Annotated in this window: 18 protein-coding genes and 2 pseudogenes; 7 read left to right on the plus strand and 13 right to left on the minus strand. The window is 65.8% G+C overall.

Annotated features, from left to right (window positions below; translation table 11 throughout):
- Positions 1 to 556: thiolase family protein (locus tag MJ956_RS13770; RefSeq protein WP_479768641.1), on the plus strand; the 556-nt coding region annotated here is incomplete at its 5' end.
- Positions 557 to 686: 130 nt separating this feature from the next.
- Positions 687 to 2796 (plus strand): annotated as a pseudogene (locus tag MJ956_RS13775) (3-hydroxyacyl-CoA dehydrogenase NAD-binding domain-containing protein).
- On the opposite strand, the gene MJ956_RS13780 reads toward MJ956_RS13775, so the two are convergent.
- Positions 2786 to 3628 carry a fumarylacetoacetate hydrolase family protein gene (locus tag MJ956_RS13780; RefSeq protein ID WP_253965022.1) on the minus strand — a complete coding sequence of 281 codons (843 nt, stop codon included), beginning with the start codon at positions 3626 to 3628 and terminating at the stop codon, positions 2786 to 2788. The pseudogene MJ956_RS13775 and the gene MJ956_RS13780 overlap by 11 nt on opposite strands.
- Positions 3629 to 3780: 152 nt before the next feature.
- Here MJ956_RS13780 and MJ956_RS13785 point away from each other — a divergent pair, with 152 nt between their 5' ends.
- Positions 3781 to 5577, plus strand: coding sequence for an acyl-CoA dehydrogenase family protein (locus MJ956_RS13785; protein ID WP_253965023.1), 1797 nt, complete (start codon positions 3781 to 3783; stop codon positions 5575 to 5577).
- 9 nt (positions 5578 to 5586) lie between these two features.
- Complete coding sequence (locus MJ956_RS13790; RefSeq protein WP_253965024.1) at positions 5587 to 6327, plus strand: crotonase/enoyl-CoA hydratase family protein; 741 nt, start codon at positions 5587 to 5589, stop codon at positions 6325 to 6327.
- 26 nt (positions 6328 to 6353) lie between these two features.
- Here MJ956_RS13790 and MJ956_RS13795 read toward each other — a convergent pair whose 3' ends face one another.
- The 3 genes from MJ956_RS13795 to MJ956_RS13805 form a co-directional block, all read right to left on the minus strand.
- On the minus strand, positions 6354 to 6977 hold the full coding sequence (locus MJ956_RS13795; RefSeq protein ID WP_253965025.1) for a DedA family protein: 624 nt from the start codon (positions 6975 to 6977) through the stop codon (positions 6354 to 6356).
- A 74-nt stretch (positions 6978 to 7051) separates the two neighbouring features.
- On the minus strand, positions 7052 to 8278 hold the full coding sequence (locus MJ956_RS13800) for a class I SAM-dependent RNA methyltransferase (protein ID WP_253965026.1): 1227 nt from the start codon (positions 8276 to 8278) through the stop codon (positions 7052 to 7054).
- Complete coding sequence (locus MJ956_RS13805; protein ID WP_253965027.1) at positions 8275 to 9039, minus strand: TlyA family RNA methyltransferase; 765 nt, start codon at positions 9037 to 9039, stop codon at positions 8275 to 8277. The genes MJ956_RS13800 and MJ956_RS13805 overlap by 4 nt, the downstream gene beginning before the upstream one ends.
- A 906-nt stretch (positions 9040 to 9945) precedes the next feature.
- Here MJ956_RS13805 and MJ956_RS13810 point away from each other — a divergent pair.
- Entirely contained in the window at positions 9946 to 11199 is a 1254-nt protein-coding gene (locus MJ956_RS13810) for a DNA cytosine methyltransferase (protein ID WP_253965028.1), read from the plus strand.
- On the opposite strand, the gene MJ956_RS13815 is transcribed toward MJ956_RS13810, so the two are convergent.
- Together MJ956_RS13815 and MJ956_RS13820 are read right to left on the minus strand one after the other, a co-directional pair.
- Complete coding sequence (locus MJ956_RS13815; protein ID WP_253965029.1) at positions 11122 to 12033, minus strand: response regulator; 912 nt, start codon at positions 12031 to 12033, stop codon at positions 11122 to 11124. The genes MJ956_RS13810 and MJ956_RS13815 overlap by 78 nt on opposite strands.
- Positions 12034 to 12036: 3 nt before the next feature.
- Entirely contained in the window at positions 12037 to 14403 is a 2367-nt protein-coding gene (locus MJ956_RS13820; RefSeq protein WP_253965030.1) for an ATP-binding protein, read from the minus strand.
- Between the two features lie 28 nt (positions 14404 to 14431).
- Between MJ956_RS13820 and MJ956_RS19020 the strand changes: the two genes are divergently transcribed.
- Positions 14432 to 14608: a PDDEXK family nuclease gene (locus MJ956_RS19020; protein ID WP_423724875.1), complete on the plus strand. Its 177-nt coding sequence runs from the start codon at positions 14432 to 14434 to the stop codon at positions 14606 to 14608.
- Here MJ956_RS19020 and dxs read toward each other — a convergent pair.
- The 5 genes from dxs to aroC form a co-directional block, all read right to left on the minus strand.
- Positions 14598 to 16514 carry a 1-deoxy-D-xylulose-5-phosphate synthase gene (gene dxs, locus MJ956_RS13825; protein WP_253965031.1) on the minus strand — a complete coding sequence of 639 codons (1917 nt, stop codon included), beginning with the start codon at positions 16512 to 16514 and terminating at the stop codon, positions 14598 to 14600. The two genes, MJ956_RS19020 and dxs, sit on opposite strands and share 11 nt — an antisense overlap.
- A 160-nt stretch (positions 16515 to 16674) precedes the next feature.
- Positions 16675 to 16947, minus strand: coding sequence for an exodeoxyribonuclease VII small subunit (locus MJ956_RS13830; RefSeq protein WP_253965032.1), 273 nt, complete (start codon positions 16945 to 16947; stop codon positions 16675 to 16677).
- Between the two features lie 42 nt (positions 16948 to 16989).
- Positions 16990 to 17916 (minus strand): histone deacetylase family protein, encoded by a 927-nt coding sequence (locus MJ956_RS13835; protein ID WP_253965033.1) that lies wholly within the window; start codon positions 17914 to 17916, stop codon positions 16990 to 16992.
- Positions 17917 to 17947: 31 nt separating this feature from the next.
- Entirely contained in the window at positions 17948 to 18820 is an 873-nt protein-coding gene (locus tag MJ956_RS13840; protein WP_253965034.1) for an FG-GAP repeat domain-containing protein, read from the minus strand.
- A gap of 4 nt (positions 18821 to 18824) precedes the next feature.
- The gene (gene aroC / locus MJ956_RS13845; RefSeq protein WP_253965035.1) at positions 18825 to 19919 is read right to left on the minus strand and encodes a chorismate synthase; all 1095 of its coding nucleotides are present in this window, start codon (positions 19917 to 19919) and stop codon (positions 18825 to 18827) included.
- Between the two features lie 234 nt (positions 19920 to 20153).
- Here aroC and MJ956_RS13850 point away from each other — a divergent pair, with 234 nt between their 5' ends.
- Entirely contained in the window at positions 20154 to 20402 is a 249-nt protein-coding gene (locus MJ956_RS13850) for a DUF1344 domain-containing protein (RefSeq protein WP_253965036.1), read from the plus strand.
- A gap of 12 nt (positions 20403 to 20414) precedes the next feature.
- On the opposite strand, the gene MJ956_RS13855 is transcribed toward MJ956_RS13850, so the two are convergent.
- Positions 20415 to 21008, minus strand: a complete 594-nt coding sequence (locus MJ956_RS13855) for a histidine phosphatase family protein (RefSeq protein ID WP_253965037.1) — start codon at positions 21006 to 21008, stop codon at positions 20415 to 20417.
- 130 nt (positions 21009 to 21138) lie between these two features.
- Positions 21139 to 21239 (minus strand): annotated as a pseudogene (locus MJ956_RS13860) (NADH-specific enoyl-ACP reductase); the annotation flags it as partial.

The following is a 21239-nucleotide window of genomic DNA, read 5'->3' on the forward strand; positions in this document are numbered from 1 at the left end:
CTCGCTGGCCAAGCTGAAGCCTGTCTTCGAGCGGCCCTACGGCAAGGTGACGGCCGGCAATTCCTCGCAGATCACCGACGGCGCGTCCTGGGTCGTGCTGGCTTCGGAAGAGGCGGTCGAACGGCATGGCATGACGCCGCTCGCGCGCATCGTCGATTCCGAATGGGGCGGACTCGACCCCTCGATCATGGGTCTTGGTCCGGTCGTTTCGACCGCGCCGATTTTGAAGCGACAGGACATGACGGTGGCCGACGTCGATCTGTGGGAATTGAACGAGGCCTTCGCCACCCAGGTTCTGGCCTGCCTCGCGGCCTTTGACGACCCGAGACTGGTCGATCCGGTGCTTGGCCTGGAAGGCCGCGGCGGTCGCATCGACCCCGCCAATCTCAATGTCGACGGCGGCGCCATTTCGCTCGGTCATCCCGTTGGCACCAGCGGCAATCGCATCACCCTGCATCTGGCCAACGCCATGCGGCGGCTCGGCCGCAAGCGCGGTATCGCGACCGAGTGCATTGGCGGCGGGCTTGGTGGCGCGATGCTGTTGGAAGCCGCCTGAGCGCAAGACGAGACACCATGCCGGCGCGGGGCTTCGCGCCGGCTGTTCGCCCGAAACCCGACCTGACGCCGCGATGTCCCGGACCCCTCGCGGCGCATTCCGACAAGAACAAGAAGACGAGATAAGAACCATGGGCAGAATGCTGGACGCACTTTCCGATCGCGCCCTCGAACTCGGGCCGGCCCGCGCGGCCGAGCAGCAAGGCAACTGGCGGGCGGCGACCGACGAGGATTACGTCTATTGGCTTGTGCTCGACCGCCCCGGCAAGGCGGTCAACACGATCGACCGGAGCGTCATAGAAGAACTGTCCCAGCACGTCGACAGGATCATCGACCAGCGGCCCTCGGCAGTGGTGATCCGCTCGGCAAAGCCTTCCGGCTTCGCCGCTGGAGCCGACATCCAGCAATTCGCGGGCGCTTCGACCGGGGAGATCCGCGGGATGCTGAAGGAAGCGCATCTGGTCCTCGACCGTCTGGCCGAGGTCCAGGCCAAAACCATCGCTGTGATCAACGGTCATTGCCTCGGCGCCGGGCTCGAACTGGCGCTCGCCTGCGACTTTCGGATCGCGGTTTCGGATGCCAGCCTCGGCTTTCCGGAAGTGATGCTCGGCCTGCATCCCGGTCTCGGCGGCACCTATCGGTCGACGGCCGTCGCCGACCCGCTGGAGGCGATGACGATGATGCTGACCGGCAAGGCAATGCCGGCGAAGAAGGCCAAGGCAATCGGCCTCGTCGACGCCGTGGTCGAGGAGCGGCATGTGAGCACAGCCGTACAGGCGGCGCTCTACAACGAGCTCAAGACCGCCGCTGGCGGCTTCAAGACGCAGGCCTTCTCGCTGCGTCCGGCCCGCGCGCTCGCGGCCAGCCAGATGCGCAAGAAGACGACGGAGAAGGCCGCCAAGGAGCATTATCCGGCGCCGCACCGGCTGATCGACCTCTGGGAAGCCCATGGCGGCAATCCCAAGGCGATGCAGGAGGCGGAGATCGACAGCTTCGCCGAACTGATCGAGACCGATACCGCGCAGAATCTCGTCCGGGTGTTTTTCCTGCGCGAGACGATGCGCGGTTTGAAGCAGGGCGATTCGGCGATCAAAAACGTCCATGTCATCGGCGCCGGCGCCATGGGCGCCGACATCGCCGCCTGGGCGGCGCGCGAGGGCTTTCACGTGACGCTCGGCGATGTCGCGACACAGCCGATCGGCAAGGCCATCCGCGCGGCGACGAAGATGCTGACTGCGACGCTCAAGGACCCCTTGAAGGTGCGCGACGCGCTGGATCGTCTGACGCCGGACCCGGCCGGTCTCGGCATCGCCCACGACGATCTCGTCATCGAGGCGGCGCCCGAAAAACTCGAGCTCAAGCGAAAGATTTACGCCGACATCGAGCCGCGCTTGAAAGAGGGGGCGTTGCTGGCGACCAATACCTCGGCGCTGCCTCGCCGAGGGGCTCGCCGATCCGTCGCGCCTCGTCGGCCTGCATTTCTTCAACCCGGTCTCCCGGATGCAACTCATCGAGATCGTCAGCCACGACAAGATCAGCTCCGAAACCGCCCGCCGGGCGACCGCCTTCTCCGTCGAATTATCGCGCCTGCCGGCCCCCGTGGCCTCGGCGCCGGGCTTCCTCGTCAACCGCGCGCTGACCCCGTACATGGCCGAGGCGCTGATCATGGTGGACGAGGGCATTCCGAAGGAGCGGATCGATCGCGCCGCCGAGGATTTCGGCATGCCGATGGGACCCGTCGAACTCGCCGACCAGGTCGGGCTTGATATCGCCGTCGTGGTTTCAGCCTCGCTGCGCGAGCGGCTGGACAGCGACTTTCCGGAAACGCCGGCCTGGCTGGAGAGGATGGTTGCCGATGGCAAGCTCGGTCGCAAGACCGGCGCCGGGCTCTACGCATATGATTCCGATGGCAAGCCCAGGAAGCAGAAGATCGAGGCGCTGTCGGACTCGGTCAAGGACGACCCGGACATCCTCGACCGGCTGATCCTGCCGATGCTGAACGCGGTCGTGGCGTGCCTCCGCGAAGGCGTCGTCGAGAGCGAGGACGTCGCCGACGGGGCGATGATCTTCGGCACTGGCTTCGCGCCGTTTCGAGGCGGGCCCATCCATTACGCCAAAAAGCGCGGCATCGATGAGATCGCCGCGAGATTGAAGGCGCTGGCGGATAAACACGGACCCCGTTTCACCCCCGATGCGGGGTGGGATCAGCTGATGGGAAAATCAGTCGACGCTAAAGGCTGACACAGGTCGAATCCTGCGACCCGAGCCCGGTGGCGCCGAGCGTCACCCGGTCGCCGGCTTTCAGGAAACGAGGCGGGTCGTAGGAAAGGCCAACGCCGCCAGGGGTGCCGGTTAGAATGACGTCGCCCGGCTGGAGGCGCATGAAGCGCGAGATATAGGAGATGAGATACGGCACCTTGAAGATCATGGCCGCCGTATTGCCCGACTGCTGGCGCTCCCCGTTGACGTCGAGCCAAAGGTCGATGGCGTCGTAGTCCGACAATTGGTCGGGCGGAACCAGCCACGGACCAAGCGGGGCGAAGGTGTCGTGCGACTTTCCCTTCGACCATTGGCCGCCGCGCTGGAGTTGGAAGCTGCGCTCGGTGACGTCGTTGGCGAGCGTGAAACCCGCGACGTGCCGCATCGCATGCTCGACGCTGACATATTTCGCCACGCGGCCAATGACGACGGCTAGCTCCACGCCCCAATCGACGCGTGTGGAGAGCTTGGGAAGCTCGATCGGATCGGTGGGACCGCACGCGGCTGTCGCCGCCTTCAGGAAGATTGTCGGCTCCGGATTGACCTTGAAGCCCGCGAGACTGGCGCTGTCGTGATAGTTCGGGCCGACCCCGACGATCTTTCCGATCTTCTGGACGGGTCGGCACAAGCGCACGCCCTCGGGAACCAGCGGCAATGAAGCAGGGTCGAGGCGCCCGCATGCGGCGAGTTCATCCGGGTCGAGGGAGGGGCCGGCTAGCGAGGACACGTGCTCGGAGAGGTCGCGAATGCGGTTGTCGTCATCGATCAAGCCCGGCCGCTCGGAACCGCGGTGGCCAAAGCGTACAAACCGCATCAACTTCCTCCTGTTTGCTGTTACATGGAAATGGTCGAGGCTGGAGTTCGGTTCCTTGCGCAGAATTGACTTTTACGTAAGATGCAGAGAGGCGATTTTACCTGCTGTCGGGAGACCTGTCGCTTCAACGGCCTGTTTTGAAGGAGATTGCCATGTACAAGGCGCCCATCGGTGAGATCGCTTTCGCCCTGAAGAAGGTGGCCGATCTGGAGCCGGCGATGGAAAAAGGCCTGCTGGGCGAACTGTCGCCCGATCTCCTGGACGCGGTTCTGGAGGAGGCAGGCCGGTTCGCGAGCGAAAAAATCGCGCCGCTCGCCGAGGGGGGCGATCGCGAGGGCACGTCGGTGAACGAAGGCGTGGTGACGACGCCGACCGGCTGGAAGGAACTCTACGCCGACTGGGTGGCTGGCGGCTGGAACGCCCTGACCGGGCCGGAGGAGTATGGCGGGCAGGCCTTGCCGACATCCTTGTCGGCCGCGGTATTCGAAATGTGGAACTCGGCGTCGATGGGCTTTGCCCTCGGTCCGACCCTGACCGTCGGCGCCGTCGAGGCGTTGGAGACGCACGGTTCGGATGAGTTGAAGGCGGCGTATCTGGCCAAGCTCGTCTCTGGCGAGTGGGCCGGCACGATGAACCTGACCGAGCCGCAGGCCGGCTCCGACCTGTCGGCCCTGAAGACCAAGGCGGAGCGGGCCGACGATGGCAGCTACCGGATCTACGGCCAGAAAATCTACATCACCTATGGCGAGCACGATTTCACGGACAACATCGTGCATCTCGTGCTTGCCCGCCTGCCGGACGCACCGGTCGGCGTGAAAGGCATCTCGCTGTTCCTGGTGCCGAAATTCCTGGTCGACGCCGACGGGTCGCTCGGCCGTCGCAACGACGTCTTTTGCCACTCTGTCGAGCACAAGCTGGGCATCCACGGCTCGCCCACCTGCACCATGATCTACGGCGACGGCAGTATCGACGGCGAGGAGGCCGGCGCGGTCGGCTACCTGATCGGCGAGGAAAATCGCGGCCTCGTCTGCATGTTCACGATGATGAACAATGCGCGGCTTCTGGTCGGCGTGCAGGGCGTCGGCGTCGCCGAAGCGGCTTTCCAGATGGCGCTCGATTATGCGCGCGAGCGCCGTCAGGGCCGTTCGACGCGCCTCGCCAAGGGCGCCGAGCCGTCGGGGCAGATGAGCCCGATTGTCGAGCATCCGGACGTTGCCCGTTCGCTACTGACGATGAAGGCGCTGACCGGTTGCGCGCGTGCCATCGCCTATGCCTGCGGCCACGCCACCGACATGGCGAGGGCGACCCGCGACGAAGCGAGCGAAGCGCGGATCTGGAAGGAGCGCGCGAATCTCCTGACCCCGATAGCCAAGGCATTTGCCACCGATATCGGCGTCGAGGTCGCCTCGCTTGGCATCCAGGTGCATGGCGGCATGGGCTTCATCGAGGAGACCGGCGCCGCGCGGCTGTTGCGCGACGCACGGATCGCACCGATCTACGAGGGCACCAACGGCATCCAGGCGATCGATCTCGTCACCCGCAAGATCGGCCAGTCGGACGGCGCCGCAGTTAGCGCCTATCTGGCCGAACTCGCCGAGACGGTCGATGCCGTGCGCGGCCGGAACGCAGCGGATTTCGGTGCCACCGGCGATGCCCTCGCCGCAGCGCTCGACGATCTGAAGGAGGCGACGGCGTTTCTTGCAAGAGCGCTCGCCGACAAGGACATGGATACCGCGCTCGCCGGCGCGACGTCCTATCTCAGACTGTTCGGCCTTACCGCCGGCGCCGTCTATCTCGCCAAAGGCGCGCTGGCCGATACCGGCCGCACCGAGCGCACCCATCTCGCCCGCTTCATGGCCGAGAACCTGCTCGGCGAAACGGCCGGGCTGAAGCGTCAGGTCATTGCCGGGGCCGCCAGCCTCGCCGCCGCCCAAGCCATTCTCCAATAGGAGTCGATCATGAGCGATTTCATTCAGACTGGCACGCAGTCCGGCGTCCTCACCATCCGGATGAATCGGCCGGAGAAGAAGAACGCCATCACCCGCGACATGTACCGGGCGATGGCGGACGCGCTGACTGCCGCCGGTGGCGACGATGCCGTTCGGGCGGTGCTCATCTGCGGCTCACCCGGAGCCTTTTCCGCCGGCAACGACATCAAGGACTTCATAGCCATCGCCGAGGGCGGCACCCGTCACACCGACGTGCACGATTTCCTGCGCGCCATCGCGACCTTTTCCAAGCCGCTGATCGCCGCCGTCGACGGGCTTGCCATCGGCATCGGCACCACGATCCTGATGCATTGCGATCTCGCCTATTGCTCGCCCGGCTCGATTTTCAGAACGCCATTTCTCGATCTCGGCATCACGCCCGAGGCCGGTTCCACGTTGATCGCGCCGAAGCTGATGGGCGACCAGCGCGCTTTTGCCTTGCTGGTTCTCGGTGACAGTTTCGACGCCAGGGCGGCGCGCGGGTCGGGACTCGTCTACGAGATCGTCGAAGGCGATGTGGAGGCCGCGGCGCGGGATGCCGCCCTGCGGCTCGCGGCCAAGCCGCCGAAGGCTTTGGCAATTGCCCGCGAGCTCTTACGCGGTAAGCGCGAGGATCTCCTCGAACGCATCGATCTGGAGGTCGAGTATTTCTCCGAGCGGATGACCTCGGACGAGGCCAAGGCGGCGTTTCGGGCGTTTATGGCGCGGTAGAGGGTTTTTCTCATCCCCGGGGCGGCTCACCCCCGCGAGTCGGGGGCGGTCGGTTCGTCGCCCCCGTTCTTCGCCGCGTTGAACAGGAAACGATAGGTGCCGACGATGCCGACAAGGCAGACGCCGCCGGCAATGACGATAATCGGCCAGGTGCCGTACTCCGCAAAAAAGTGCCGGAAGGCGGCGCCGAAGACATAGGCGCCGAGGCCGTAGGCGCCGGCCCACAGTGCAGCGCTGATACAGTTGTAGAAGAGGAAGATTGGCCAGTTCATCCGCATGGTGCCGGCGACGAAACCGTTGAGCTGCCTAAGGATGATCACGAAACGCGCGACGAGGACGACGGCGAAACCGTATGTCTGGAATCGCTCCTCGACCATGGCGAAGCGCTTCTCGCCGAGGCCGAAATGCGCGCCCCAACGCACGACGATGCGCCGGCCGTAGCGGCGCCCCACGAGATAACCGAGATTGTCGCCGACGATCGAACCGGCAAAGGCTGCGATCAGAACGGCGAGGATGTTGAAGGAACCCTCGCCGGACAGCATGCCGGCGGCCACGATCAGGCTCTCTCCGGGCAGCGGCAGGCCGGTCGATTCGAGCAGGACGACGACGAAGAGAAACGCGTAGCCATACTGGATGAGATATTCGGTCAAGGCGTCGGCGTCTCATGGCTTGGGGGCCACTGTGGCTCGCATGGTTGGCGCATCGCCGCAAGCCTTGCGCCGGCTCAGCGCTCCAGCAGGGCGACGACCTCGACATGACGCGACCATAAGAACTGGTCGATCGGCGTCACCGAATTCACGCGGTAGCCGCCATCGGTGAGGATCTTGAGATCGCGGGCGAGCGTCACCGGATTGCACGAGACCGCGGCGATCCGCCCGACCGTCGAGGCGGCGAGTTCCCGCGCGACGCCCTCCGCACCGGCGCGCGGCGGGTCGAAAACGACGCCCTCATAGGGCTTGAGCTCCTTCGCCGGGATCGGCCGGCGGAAAAGATCGCGCCGTTCGGTGGTCAGCGGTTTCAGGCCGGGCCGCGCGCGCCAGGCGGCGGTGATCGCAGCGAGCGGCGCCGCCTCGGCCTCGACGGCGTGGACGGTGGCGTGCGGCGCCAGACGCAGGGCAAAGGTGCCGCAGCCGGCGCAGAGGTCCGCGACGCGCTTGGCGCCGGCCATATGCGACAGGACCAGCGACGCCATTGCCGACTCGGCCGACGCGACGGCCTGGACGAAGGCGCCGGCGGGCAATTCGACCGTCATGCCGCCGAAATCCATGGTCGGCGGCTGGGTCACGACCAGCGTCTCGCCGCTGACCGAGAGCTGAGCGAAGCCTTCGCCTAGCGCCAGCGACACCGCCTGCCGGCGCATCGGCTCCGACAGCTTCGCCGCATCGGCAATCGCGACGTCGAGACCGGTCAGCGTCGCGGTGACGGTCAGCTTCAGAGGCCGCTTGCGGTCGACCAGGATGGCCGCGAGCTTTTGCAACGCCGGCAAGGCGCGTTCGATGGCCGGCAGGGCGATCGGGCAGACGCTGATCGGAACGATCCGGTTGGAATGCGCGGCATTGAAGCCGAGCAGCACCTGGTTGCCGGCGCGCACGGCGGAGAAGGCCACGCGCCGCCGGGAGGCCGGCGGGCAGGGCACGATGTCGCCGACATCGGCCTCGACGCCGGCGCGGGCCAGCGCCTCGACGACGAGATCGCGCTTGAAGGCATGATAGAACCCGTCATCGGCATGCTGCAGGTCGCAGCCGCCGCAAGTGCCGAAATGCGGACAGGGCGGCGTCTGGCGATGCGGCGAGGCGTCGATAATCATCGCCGCTTCCGCGCGCGGTCCCCCGGTGGCGATCGCGACCACCTCGCCGGGCAGGGTGAACGGCACGAAGATCGCGCCGGCCCCGGTCTCGGCGATGCCGTCGCCCCGCGCGCCGAGGCGATCGATGGTGACGCGCTCGCTCATGGCTTTTCCGCCGCGAGCAGGAATTCGTGGTTGCCGTCGCCGCCGGCGATGGGCGAGGGGATCATCCCGCCGACCCGCCAGCCAGGCTGGGCGGCCAGCCAGTCGCGCAAGGACTCGGCGACCCTCGGCGCGCTGTCGGGATCGCGGAGCAGGCCGTTCTTGGCGATCGCCTCGCGCCCGGCCTCGAATTGCGGCTTGACCAGGATCACCGCGTCGGTCCCCGGCTCGGCGCGGTCCAGCGCCGGCGGCAGGGCCAGCCGCAGCGTGATGAAGCTGACGTCGGCGACGAGGAGATCGAAGCGATGGCCGTTCAGATCCTCGCGGGTCAGGTCGCGGGCGTTGAGCCCCTCGATCGCGGTGACGCGCCTGTCGGCGGCGACGCGCGGATGCATCTGCCCGTGGCCGACGTCGATGGCGACGACATGCGCCGCGTCGCGCCGCAAGAGCGCCTCGGTGAAACCGCCGGTCGAGGCGCCGAGATCGAGCGCGGTGCGGCCTTCGACGGGAATGGCGAAATGGTCGAGCGCGGCCTCCAGCTTCAGCCCGGCGCGCGAGACGTAGTCCGCCGCCGGGTCGTCGAGGGTGATCTCGCTGTCCGGCGGCACGTTGAGGCTCGGCTTGGTGACGACGAGCCCGTCGACCTTGACGTGGCCGCGCAGGATCGCGTCGCGGGCGCGGGCCCGGCTGGCGGCGAGGCCGCGGTCGGAAACCAGGGTGTCGAGGCGGATGCGCGACAGATGCTGTGCTTCGGTGGCGGCCATCGGCAGGTCATGCGGCCGGCGCGGTCAAATGGCAAGCGGCGATTGGGGAAGGGGGGCGCCGCTTTCCGGACCGAAGACATGACAGGGCGTTCCCGCGCCGCGATGCGGCCGGGGCATGAGGTCCGCCGACGCCCTGACGGGCGCGGGCGGGAAAAGTTTCGCCGTTCCGTCCCCGCCATTCGGCGCGGTCAGGTCGGCGGCACGCCGGAGGCGGACCTCCGTAGTGTAGGGTAGCGGTCCACCTCCGGCGTGCCGCGCGGGATTTGTCGAACCCGATGCACCGGGCGCCGAAGGGGCGGGCCGGCTTCCCGCTGGCCCAAATCCTCCGGCGGTCTGCCCTCCTCCCGCCATCACAAGACGGCGCGACAAGGGCCCCAATGGCAGCCGACTCTTCGCAAGGCCGAAGCCAAGCTCAAGCGGATCAATCCGCGGACGCCCCGTATTAGGCGACGGGCCGGCAGTACCTCGGGTCGTCCGGGATGCGGCCCCTCCGGAAGAGGCCGCAGCGCAGACGCCGCCCGCCGGCCCCCGAACGATCCCGGTGATCATTCGTGCCCGATCGCGGGCCAGCGGTGAGGGGATGATACGGGAGGGGAAAGGGGTGGGGATAAATTTGGGGGAGAGGTGGGGCCGATAGCCGACCGTCCGGCTCGGCGCAGTCAGCGCGGCGAGTGGACAACCCAGCGGCCGTTATGCATTCGGCCCATCCTTGCCGTTCATTGCAGTGAAGATCCTACTCATCGACGATCGCACTCTGGGCAACTGCCCCACATTCACCAGCACAAGTTGAGCTCACAATCCTCGCATGCTCAGCACAGTTCCCCGCCATGGCCATGTGCCACAAGCGGTCCTGGACAAGTAGCTCCTTTACGTGGCATTGAAGCGAATCGCAGTAAGTGGGATGTAATGGCGACGTGTATTGACCTCTTCGCGGGCTGTGGCGGCCTGTCGCTAGGCCTGGCGCGGGCGGGCTTCACACCCGCCTTCGCCGTCGAGGAGCATAAAGATGCCTTCGAGACCTACCGCACAAACCTCCTAGATCATGCGGCGCGGCGGCGTTGGCCCGCCTGGCTGCCCATCGGACCAATCAACATTTGGCGGCTCCTCGACGAACATCACGGGGACCTAGCATCGCTGGCGGGGACCATCGACCTCGTGGGGGGAGGGCCACCATGTCAAGGCTTCTCGACGAATGGGCGACGGGACAGAGGCGATCCGCGCAACCGCCTCATTGATGCCCACCTCGAGGTCGTGTCCCTCGTCCAGCCGCAGTTCGTGCTCATCGAGAACGTCCGAGGCTTCGCCTCCATGCCCCACGAGGACGGTGGTACTTTCCCCGACTACGTCTCCCAGCGCCTCAAGGACCTAGCATACGATTCTTGGCATGAGATTGTTCTCGCGTCCGACTTCGGCGTACCACAGACACGGCCACGCTTCATCCTCGTCGCCGCGCGGAAGGAAAGCCTGCCGGGTATCGATCCGTTCTCCCGCCTCCGGACATCCCATCGGTCCTTTCTAGCGAAGCGCGGGCTCGGACCGGGCCCAACCACGACGCGTCAGGCAATCGGTGACCTTGAGGTATCGCTAGGCGGTAGCGTTCCAGATCCGGAGTGGGGAAGTCAAGGCTTCTTGGCAGCCAGATATGCCGAGCCCAGAGAGCCAAACGCCTTCGTCCGATTAATGCGTGCTGGCGCACGCGAATGCCCGAGCGACATGCGTCTTGCCCGCCATAGGAAAGCCGCCTCAGGGCGGATGGAGGAAATCATCGCGACCTGCCTCCCAGGGCGCGTCCTAACCGCTGCCGACCGGAAGCGCCTCGGCATCGCGAAGCGGACCACGACGCTCTTGGACGCGGACGCACCCTCTCCGACGATCTCCACCTTGCCCGACGACCTCGTCCACTATTCGGAGCCGCGCACCATGACGGTCCGGGAGCACGCACGCTTACAGTCGTTTCCCGACTGGTTCCGCTTTTCCGGCCCCTATACCGCTGGCGGGCTTGAGCGACGTCTAGCATGTCCACGATATACGCAGGTCGCGAACGCAGTTCCTCCGCTTCTCGCCGAGGCAATTGGAGAGTTGCTACTCGGGCTCCTTCGGGACAGCGAACCGGAGGATAGCCTCCCTCGTTTGGGCCATGCGGCGGCGCAGATCTGCTAGCTCCTGCGGTTTTATCTCGCCGCCATGCAATGACCTGACGACTAGTCCGTCCGCCGTACGCTCCGCCACGGCATGGCCGAGGATGTTTCGTGGCTCTAGGAGGTCTTTGTGAAAGGCTTCATGTTCTGGTAGTCCGTCAATGCCAAGCGTGCCCGCCAGGGTCCGAGTTATCCGCATGAGATGAGAGCTATCCGCGCGCTCAACCTTCCACGGAAGATCGCCGCCCCTTTTCTCCCATTGCTTGTCCCGGCTGCTGTTCGACTCTGCAAGGTTGGCATCCAGCCTGCTTTCAATCTTTACCTTCGCTTCCTCATCAATCTCGTCGCACCGGGCCACGAACCAGCGCCGCAGTTCGATATCGCATTCGGCCAGCGCACCAACGGCGCTGCCGCGGACAGCTTCAATACGTGAAACCGGGTGCAGGAGTTCGTCGAGCTTTTCTCCAAGGAACTCCACGAGGTTGCGACGCTCCACGCAATGTATGCCGTCGACCCCGGCCTCGAGCAGTTGGCCACGGAGTCCTCTGACGCCATCCAGATTGCCGCTGTAGAAGACCATGGGAACGAACCCGAAATCCTCTCGAAGGCGCGCAGCGACCACGTCACCGGTGACCTCGCCGCCTAGGTCGTAGTCCAAGACCACGAAGTCAAAGTCGTGGTACAGCAACTGGCGACGCTTGACCTCCTCGAGCACGTCGTCATGTGCGACCGGGCGATCTTCGAACGTGAGTGCGATCCCGTGGTCTTCGAGGGCTTGTTCGACTAGTTCGGCCCTCTGGCTGCTGATTTCCCTAAGTTGGTCCTCAAACCAAAGGATCCTAAAAACCTGCGCCATCGTCTATTTCTTACCTTGCTTCCGAGGTGGCAGCAGCAAAAGAAAGCGTGCCTCACCGTCTGCCCTGTCCGGCGCGAGAGACAACCCGCCATCCATTGCCTCCATGGCTTGGCGCGCATGGTAGAGACCTAGCCCGGTACCCCGCCTGCGGGTGGTGTAGCCCTTTTCAAAGATCCTATCTGGATCGGCAATCCCCAGCCCGTCGCCACCTTCGTCCCAGGCTTCGATGACCACATCTGCACTCTTTGGCGAGAGTTTCCTTGCCCTAAAGTGTATTGTGCTTGCCCCTGCACGCCGCGAGTTGCTCACGAGATTGTCGACAACAAGGGCTAGCCCAATGGGGTCGAACTCGGTTCGGTGCGACAAATCTCCGTCGTCAAAATCTGCGAAGCCGGGGCCGCCGGTCGAAGGAAGAACCTTTCCCACATAGTCGGCCAAGAAGGCTACCGCGTCCTCGGTTAAACGGCCGGAGTCGAGGGAGAAGGCAGCCTGGATCGCTAGACCTCCGACCATCTCGATCCGGCCGAGATAGAGCAAGAGGTCTGACACAAGGTGGGACGCGTCCTCAAGGCCGGAGATGATGCGTCCGTCACCCCCACTGTCCCGGATTTCCTTCGTGGCCGTTTCTACCTTCTTGATCGCTCGCCGGCCTATGGAGGCCGCTTCGGCGGCGTATACCCGAGCTTGGTGGTGAAACACCTCAAGATCAGAAACTTCCCTCGTACCAGTCCGGTCCAGTATGAGTGCCTGCCGTTCGGCGATCTCCATGCGCGCCACTGCCGTGTCACGCGCGGCCGTGGCTAACCTGGCCTCCCTTCTCGCGGCCTCGGCTTCGGCCTCTGCTGCCTCAAGGCCCTCGCGAGCCTCCCGCTCCAGGCGTTCGAGCTCGATTTGCCGGGCCCGTGCCGCCTCGACCCGGGCCAGCAGGCCCTCGTCTCCAGTCGCCTCGGCTACCTTCGCCAAGCCGAGCATCGCCTTTTCAAAGCCGTGGGCTCGCTCGTCGAGCACATCGACGATCTCCGGATCGAACGAGACGAGCTCCACGTTGCGTTGTCCAGCTATCGCCTGGACCACTCCGATGATCCGTGCCCGCGCCGCCTCGCTTCTCAGGCCCGACGGGTCCAGCCTATCGGTGTCGAGCTTGTCCCTCCAGTTCACGTCGACGACGTAGCGCTGGAGGCGTCGGATAGCCTTGGCCACCACGAAAGCGAACAGCTCGCGCGACTCGGGGCCCTCAATCAGGCCAGCATCCCTGCTGCTTGCCTCCTTTAGCAGGCCAGGCGGTGCGGACACGTCCACACGTCCCATCACGTCCCGCGTTCCCAGATTCCGTGCGGTCCCCTGCTGCTTCCGCGCAGAGATGCCAAAGGTGTCGTCGTCGGGTTCGCCAATCGGAAAGACGCGGAAGCCGTTCAGGAACAGGAAGATGCTGCCAAAGTCGTGGGCGCGCACCTTCATCCGCTGCGCAAATGTGTGCTTCGCGCTCCTATTGAGGTAGAACAACTCCACATTGATCGAGATGCCGGCAAGGTGCTCGAACTCTGCGGGTTCCCTGATCCGGAAGACCTCTAGTCCGCGGTCGATGAGCGCGGTCTCCACGATTCCGTCTGCGGCCTCGACGGCGATCCGCGTCGTCTTGCCCCTCAGCATCTCGGCGATGTCGTTTGACACGGGACCAGACAGCCCGGCCGCCTCGTCGGCCGTAAGGCCGCCCCCTGCAGCCGATAGGCAGATAGGTACGTCGTCGCTCGTCCCGAACGGATCGATCAGCTTCTCCAGATAGGACCGCAGGCGGTCAAGGGCGCTGGCATTCCAGTCGTGACGCAGGTGGACGACCTCAAGAATAGTCCCCGACCCGGGCAGCGCCGGCGCCAGCGGCACGTTGGGAAAGGAACTGAGCGACTTGATTTCGACCGGCACATTTTGGAACTCATCCCGTGCATTGCCCTCGAAATCCGACCAGGCGATCTCGATCGCGGCGACTGCTCCCGATGGCGCCGCGCGCGTATAGAGGCGTAGTTCCCTACCTAGTGTATCGACAGAAAAGCGCCCGATGCCCTTCGAGCCCGCGTATCGCGGGTATGGGTCGATCCGGTCGCGATAGTCGCGCTCGGCCATCTCCTCCCGCTTGGCGGAGTAGGCCACCCACAGCCACTTGTCGCGGAGGTCGACCGGCGACATTCCTGCGCCGTCGTCCACGATCCACACCGTGTCCGCATCGAGGTCGAAGACGATGTCGACCCTGCCGGCGCCGGCATCCAGCGAGTTCTTCACCAGCTCGAAGACGGCCACGAACTCGTTGGTCACGAGGGCGCGGCCGAGTACGTCCTTAAGGAAGGCGCTGATTCGGAAGTGCTCTGGCTTCGACATCTGATCCCACTAGCTTATCTCGGCCCCCATGGCGAACCTCGATCCAGTGGCGCGCAGGCAGTTAATGCGCCGGTTCCGCGGAAAAGACACGAAGCCAGAAGTCCTCGTGAGAACGGCCCTGCATCGCGCGGGGCGACGCCCCCGCCTCTATCGGAAGGATCTGCCTGGCCGAGGCCAATCGCCGCGTCACCCCCTCACGCCTTGAGCACCCGCTCGGCCCCCGCGCCCAGCGCCCGGAAGACCGCGTCGACGATGCCCTTGAGGTCGAGGGCGGCGGACTTGACCATCGCTTCCGGCGCGGCGTGGTCGACGAAGCGATCCGGCATCGTCAGCGGCCGCACCTTGAGCCCGTGGTCGAGCAGGCCGCGCACCGCCAGATGCTGCAGCACCTGGGTGGCGAAGCCGCCGCTCGCCCCTTCCTCGACCAGGATCAGCACCTCGTGATCGCGGGCGAGGCGCGCGATCAGATCGGAATCGAGCGGCTTGGCGAAGCGGGCGTCGGCGACGGTCGTCGACAGGCCGAACGTGTCGAGTTCCTCCGCCGCCGCCAAGCTGTCGGCCAGCCGGCTGCCGAAGGAGAGGATCGCGACCTTGGTGCCTTCCTTGACGATGCGGCCCTTGCCGATGGCGAGCGCCGCGCCGCGCTCGGGCATGTCGACGCCAGTGCCGTTGCCGCGCGGATAGCGGAAGGAGATCGGCCCCTCGTCATAGAGCGTGGCGGTGCGGACCATGTGGCGCAGCTCCGCCTCGTCGGCGGCGGCCATCACCACCATGCCGGGCAGGGGGCAGAGGAAGCCGGTGTCGAAGGCGCCCGCATGGGTCGGCCCGTCGGCGCCGACATAGCCGGCCCGGTCGATGGCGAAGCGCACGGGGAGCTTCTGGATCGCGACGTCGTGGACGATCTGGTCGTAGGCGCGCTGCAGGAAGGTGGAGTAGATCGCCGCGAACGGCTTGTAGCCCTCCGAGGCGAGGCCGGCGCAGAAGGTGACCGCGTGCTGCTCGGCGATGCCGACGTCGAAGGTGCGGGCCGGAAACACCGCGCCGAACTTGTCGAGGCCGGTGCCGTCCGGCATGGCGGCATGAACGGCGACGATCCTGTCGTCCTCCCGCGCCTCCTGGATCAGCGTTTCTGCAAAGACGCTGGTGTAGCTCGGCGCGTTGCCCTTGGATTTCGCCTGGGCGCCGGTGATGACGTCGAATTTGGAAACGCCGTGATATTTGTCGTCGGAATCCTCGGCCGGCGCGTAGCCCTTGCCCTTGCGGGTGACGACATGGACGAGGATCGGCCCGGTCTGGGCGTCGCGGACGTTCTTGAGCACCGGCAGAAGGTGGTCGAGATCGTGGCCGTCGATCGGCCCGACATAGTAGAAGCCGAGCTCCTCGAACAAGGTGCCGCCGGTGAAGAAGCCGCGGGTGTATTCCTCGGTCTTGCGGGCGCCCTCGCGCATGAAGTCCGGCAGATGCTGGCTCAGCGATTTCGCGCGGTTGCGCAGGGTCCGGTAGGTCTTGCCGGAGACGAGGCGGGCGAGATAGGCGCTCATCGCGCCGGTCGGCGGTGCGATCGACATGTCGTTGTCGTTGAGGATGACGATGAGGCGGGCGTCGAGCGCGCCGGCGTTGTTCATCGCCTCATAGGCCATGCCGGCGCTCATCGCGCCGTCGCCGATCACCGCGACGACATTGTTGGTGCCGCCGGCGAGATCGCGCGCCACCGCCATGCCGAGGCCGGCCGAGATCGAGGCCGAGGAATGGCCGGCGCCGAAGGGGTCGTATTCGCTTTCGGTGCGCTTGGCAAAGCCCGACAGGCCGCCCTCCTGGCGCACGGTGCGCATCTTCTCGCGCCGGCCGGTGAGGATCTTGTGGGGATAGGCCTGATGGCCGACATCCCAGATCAGCCGGTCGTCCGGCGTGTCGAAGACGTAATGGAGGGCGACGGTCAGTTCGACGACGCCGAGACCGGCGCCGAGATGGCCGCCGGTCTTCGACACGGCGTCGATGAGGTCGGCCCGCAATTCGTCGGCGACCTGGCGCAGCTCGCTTTCCTTGAACCGGCGAAGATCGGCCGGCGCGGCGATCTGGTCGAGCAGCGGTGTCGTCAACTCGTTTTGCACTTCGTCACCTCGCCGGTCTGATCGTTGCGCTGGAACGGCGCGTGTCCGGTTTAAATTGGTTCCAGCCTGCTCCGTTCAACCCGTGGGAGGCAACTGAATTCGCTCGCGTGTCCGCGATAAGGTCCGCCGACGCGCGCCGCCGGACCTGGGGATCGGCCTGTCAGCCCGGGTCGAGCGGTTCCGTGCCGACCGGCTTGCCCTGGCGGTTCAGCTTGATCTTCTCGACCTTGTCCTCGGCCGCCGACAGGAGCCGGTCGCAATGGTTCTTCAGCTTTTCGCCGCGCTCATAGATGCGGATCGAGCGATCCAGCGGCACGTCGCCGCGCTCGAGATCCGAGACGATCCGCTCCAGCGCCGCGAGCGCGTCCTCGAAGCTCATCCGCTTGATGTCGGAATCGTCGACCGGAAGGGCGGTCTCGTCGGTGTCTGCCATGATTTCTGCGTCTTTCGCGCGGGTCAAACGAAGCGTGCGGGATCAGCCGGTCATCAGCCGTTTGACGTGGGCGGTGGTCGAGACGGCGAGCCCCTCGAGGTCGTAGCCGCCTTCGAGGATGCTCACAACCCGGCCGTCGCAATGCTTGTCGGCGACAGCCATCAGCTCCGCCGTCGCCTGGTCGAAATCCGACGCCTCCAGCATGAGATTGGCCAGCGGATCGCGGCGATGTGCGTCGAAGCCGGCCGAGATGATGATGAGATCGGGCTGGAACGCCTCCAGCGCCGGCACGATGCGCGACGCGAACGCCTCGCGGAACGCCGATCCGCCGTCGCCGGCCGACAGGGGCGCGTTGACGATGTTGCCGGCGCCGGTTTCGTTCTTCGCCCCGGTGCCCGGATAGAGCGGCATCTGGTGCGTGGAGCAATAGAGGACCGAGGGATCCGACCAGAAGATTTCCTGCGAACCGTTGCCGTGGTGGACGTCCCAGTCGACGATCGCCACCCGTCCGAGACCGTGCGCCGCCTGGGCGTGGCGGGCGGCGATGGCGGCCTGGTTGAACAGGCAGAAGCCCATCGCCGTGCTCGCCTCGGCGTGGTGACCTGGCGGCCGCGACGCGACGAAGACGTTGTCGGCCGCGCCCGACATCACGTCGTCGACGCCGGCCATGGCGGCACCGACGGCGTGGAAAGCCGCGGCAAAGCTCTTCGGGCTGACGATCGTATCGTTGTCGAGGCGCGCCAGGCCCTCGTCCGGGATCGCCGTGGCGATCTTGCGCACGAAGGCTTCGGGATGGCAGCGATAGATCGCTTCCAGCGTTCCCTCGGGCGCCTCGGCCCGGTCGAGATGCTGAAACGCCTCGTCTTCCAGCGCCGCCGCGACTGCCTTCATGCGGTCCGGCCGCTCGGGATGGCCGGAGCCGGTCAGGTGTTCGGCGAAGATCGGGTGATGATAGAGTCGGGTCGTCATAATCTACGAGCTAGCGCCTTTGTCCCGCGGATCAATTCTCTGACTGTGTCAGCTTGGTTCGCACCGTGCTGCCGTCCTCCAGCCGGATTTCGATCGCCTTGCCGTCGGCGCTCGATCGCAAGTATCCGACCGCCCGCGCCGCAAGCGCAATGCTGGCGACGGGCGTGATCGTATCCGGTTCGACGCGCACCACCTCCAACGCCGTGCGCGCGGTGTTCGGCAGGATCAGCACCGGGGTTCCCTCGAGGCTGACGACCTCCGCCAGATCGAGCTCGCGCGAGCCGATGACATGGTTGCTGTAGCCTGCCCTGCTGGCGCGCAGCAGCAGCTTGCCGTCTTCCCAGGCATAGATTTCCAGCGTCCCGCCGATATGCGGCGTCTTGACGATGGCGATGTCCCGCCGGCCATTGCCATCGAGATCGGCAATGGCCGCGACGTTCAGCCAGCGGTTTGGCCGGCCGATCGGCGGGATCGCGGCGCGCTCGACCAATTGTCCGTCGATCAGTCCGTAAACCGCCAGCGCGGCCCCCTTCATGACATCGGAGCGGATGGCGATGATCTCGTTGCGGCCGTCGCCGTCCATGTCGACAAGGCGCGGCGTCAGGTCCTCGAAGACCTGGGTCTCGGGAAGAACCGCTTCGATCGTCCGGCCATCGCGCGTCTCCGCGACCAGCGAGCCGGCTTCGATCGCATCGCCGAGAATCTCGTGGGCATAGCGTGTCGTCGGTCGGGCGAACCAGGCGGCCGCGATATCGCCGGCGGCTGACACGGCGATGTCGCCGTCGGGAAGGCGCTCGGCCGCCGGCAGTGGCGACAGCGTCGCGGCAAACAGGACGGCGCTCGACAGGCTGGCGGCAAGCAAGATCCGACCGCGCGGCCTCGTGGCGGGAAAAGCCTTGCGCATCGGTTTACCCTCGCCCGGTCTGGCCCCGATGGCGCAGATAATGGTCGGCGATGGCGCAGGCGACCATCGCCTCGCCGATCGGAACCGCGCGGATGCCGACGCAGGGGTCGTGGCGCCCCTTGGTCATGACGTCGACTTCCTCGCCATCGGCGTTGATCGAGCGCTTCGGTGTCAGGATCGACGAGGTCGGCTTGACCGCAAAGCGGGCCACCATCGGCTGGCCGGTGGAGATCCCGCCGAGAACGCCGCCGGCGTGGTTGGACAGGAATTCGGGCTGGCCATCGCCACCGATGCGGATTTCGTCGGCATTGTCCTCGCCACTCAGCGTCGCGGCCGCAAAGCCGTCGCCGATTTCGACACCCTTGACCGCGTTGATCGACATGAGATTCGCGGCGATGTCGCTGTCGAGCTTGCCGTAGATCGGGGCGCCAAGGCCGGCCGGCACGCCTTCGGCGACGACTTCGACGACCGCCCCGACGGAGGAACCCTGCTTGCGGACGGCGTCGAGATGCGCCGCCCAGCGTTCGGCGGTTTCCGCGTCCGGACAGAAGAAGGGGTTGCGATCGATCTCGGCCCAGTCCCAACGCTCGCGTTCGATGGCGATCGTTCCGATCTGCACCAGCGCCGCGCGCACGACGAGACCGGGCACGATGCGTCGCGCGATCGCGCCGGCCGCGACCCGGGTCGCGGTCTCGCGGGCCGACGAGCGGCCGCCGCCGCGATAGTCGCGGACGCCGTATTTCATGTCGTAGGTGATGTCGGCATGACCGGGGCGATAGCGCCGGGCGATCTCGGAATAATCCTTCGAGCGTTGGTCGACATTCTGGATTTCCAGCGCGATCGGCGTGCCGGTCGAGACCAGTTCACCCTCGCTGTCGCCCGGCATGACGCCGGAGAGAACGCGCACCTGGTCCGGCTCCTGGCGCTGGGTCGTATAGCGCGACTGGCCCGGGCGGCGCTTGTCCAGAAACGCCTGGATGTCGGCTTCCGAGAAGCGGATGCCGGGCGGCGTTCCGTCGACGACGCAGCCGATCGCGATACCGTGGCTTTCGCCCCAGGTGGTGACGCGGAACAGATGACCGAAACTGTTGTGAGACATGAAACTCCGCCAGGAGAAGAAAAAATGGGGCCCGGTCCGCTTACGGTAGCTTGACCAACGCCGTCAAATGCAACCGATCGACATGAAACGTAACCGGGCGGTACGAGAATTGACACAATCCGGCGCGAGCTTTCGTCGGATCGGCGGACTGCTTCGGGCCGTCGGCAAGTGCCGCGACCGAGACGGGTCGCGGACGCGGCATAGGTGCAGGCACATCGGAACGAGGGCGAGCTGGTGACCAGGAAAATTCTTGCATTTTTCGCAACGTCCTTCCTGACCGTTGCGATGACGATCCCCTCGATGGCGGAGGAGGTCGACGGCATGATCGAATCGATCGATCGCGAGCGGGCGCAGCTGAAATTGAGCGACGGACTGATTTACGATCTGCCGGATCATTTCGACTACGAGGCGGTCCGGCCGGGCATGAGCGTCGTGCTGATCCTCGACGAGGCCGAGACTTTGCGTCTGGTGGACGCCGGCTGACCAGCCGCGATTTCAAACCCAGCTGACGACTGCGTCCCGAAAATGAAGGATGCGGTCCTGCGGAATGCCGATATGCGAGGCCTCGTCGGCGCTGAGATTGTCGTAGTTGCGCAGAAAGCTGCGGGTGACGCCGCCGTGGGCGGTGACGATGGTCGGCTCGTTGAGGGACTCGAAGACAGGCCGGACACGCTCCGCGAGCATCGCGTACGACTCCGCGTCAGGGCCAGGCGGGACGAAATTCCACTTGTCGGCCTTGCGCGCCGCGATGCCCTGCGGATCCCGGGTCCGCACTTCCTTGATCGTCGATCCTTGCCAGTCGCCGAAGTGCAATTCGACCAGGCGCGCATCGGTCGCGAAATCGCCTGCATCCAGACCAAGCTCGGTGCGGATGATCCGCATCGTTTCGGCGGCGCGCGAAAGCGGGCTCGACAGAAAACGAAATTTTCGCGCGTCCTGGCCGAGGACATTGCGCAGATAACGGCCGTTGCGCTGCGCCTGGGCTCTGCCAAGGGCGTTGAGCGCGATGTCCTCCTGGCCCTGGAGGCGGCCCTCGGCGTTCCAGTCCGTCTGGCCATGGCGGCACAGATAAAGCTGCGGAAGCATCATGATGAACCGCGATGTCGTCGGCCGGCGCTCGGAGCATCGGGCCAGAAAGGGGAATCCGGGTGTTGGATCATGCCGATGCTCGATCAGGTATCAATGCGTTCTTTGTCCGTCCGAATGAACGCGCGGCGCTCTAGGGAAGGTCCTTCACAACCGAGATGTCGGGAGCGTCCACCGCTTTCATGCCGACGGTGTGGTAGCCACAATCGACATGGTGCACCTCTCCGGTGACGC

Origin of the sequence: Aurantimonas marianensis (assembly GCF_024195285.1) — a bacterium.
Classification (GTDB): Bacteria; Pseudomonadota; Alphaproteobacteria; order Rhizobiales; family Rhizobiaceae; genus Aurantimonas; species Aurantimonas marianensis.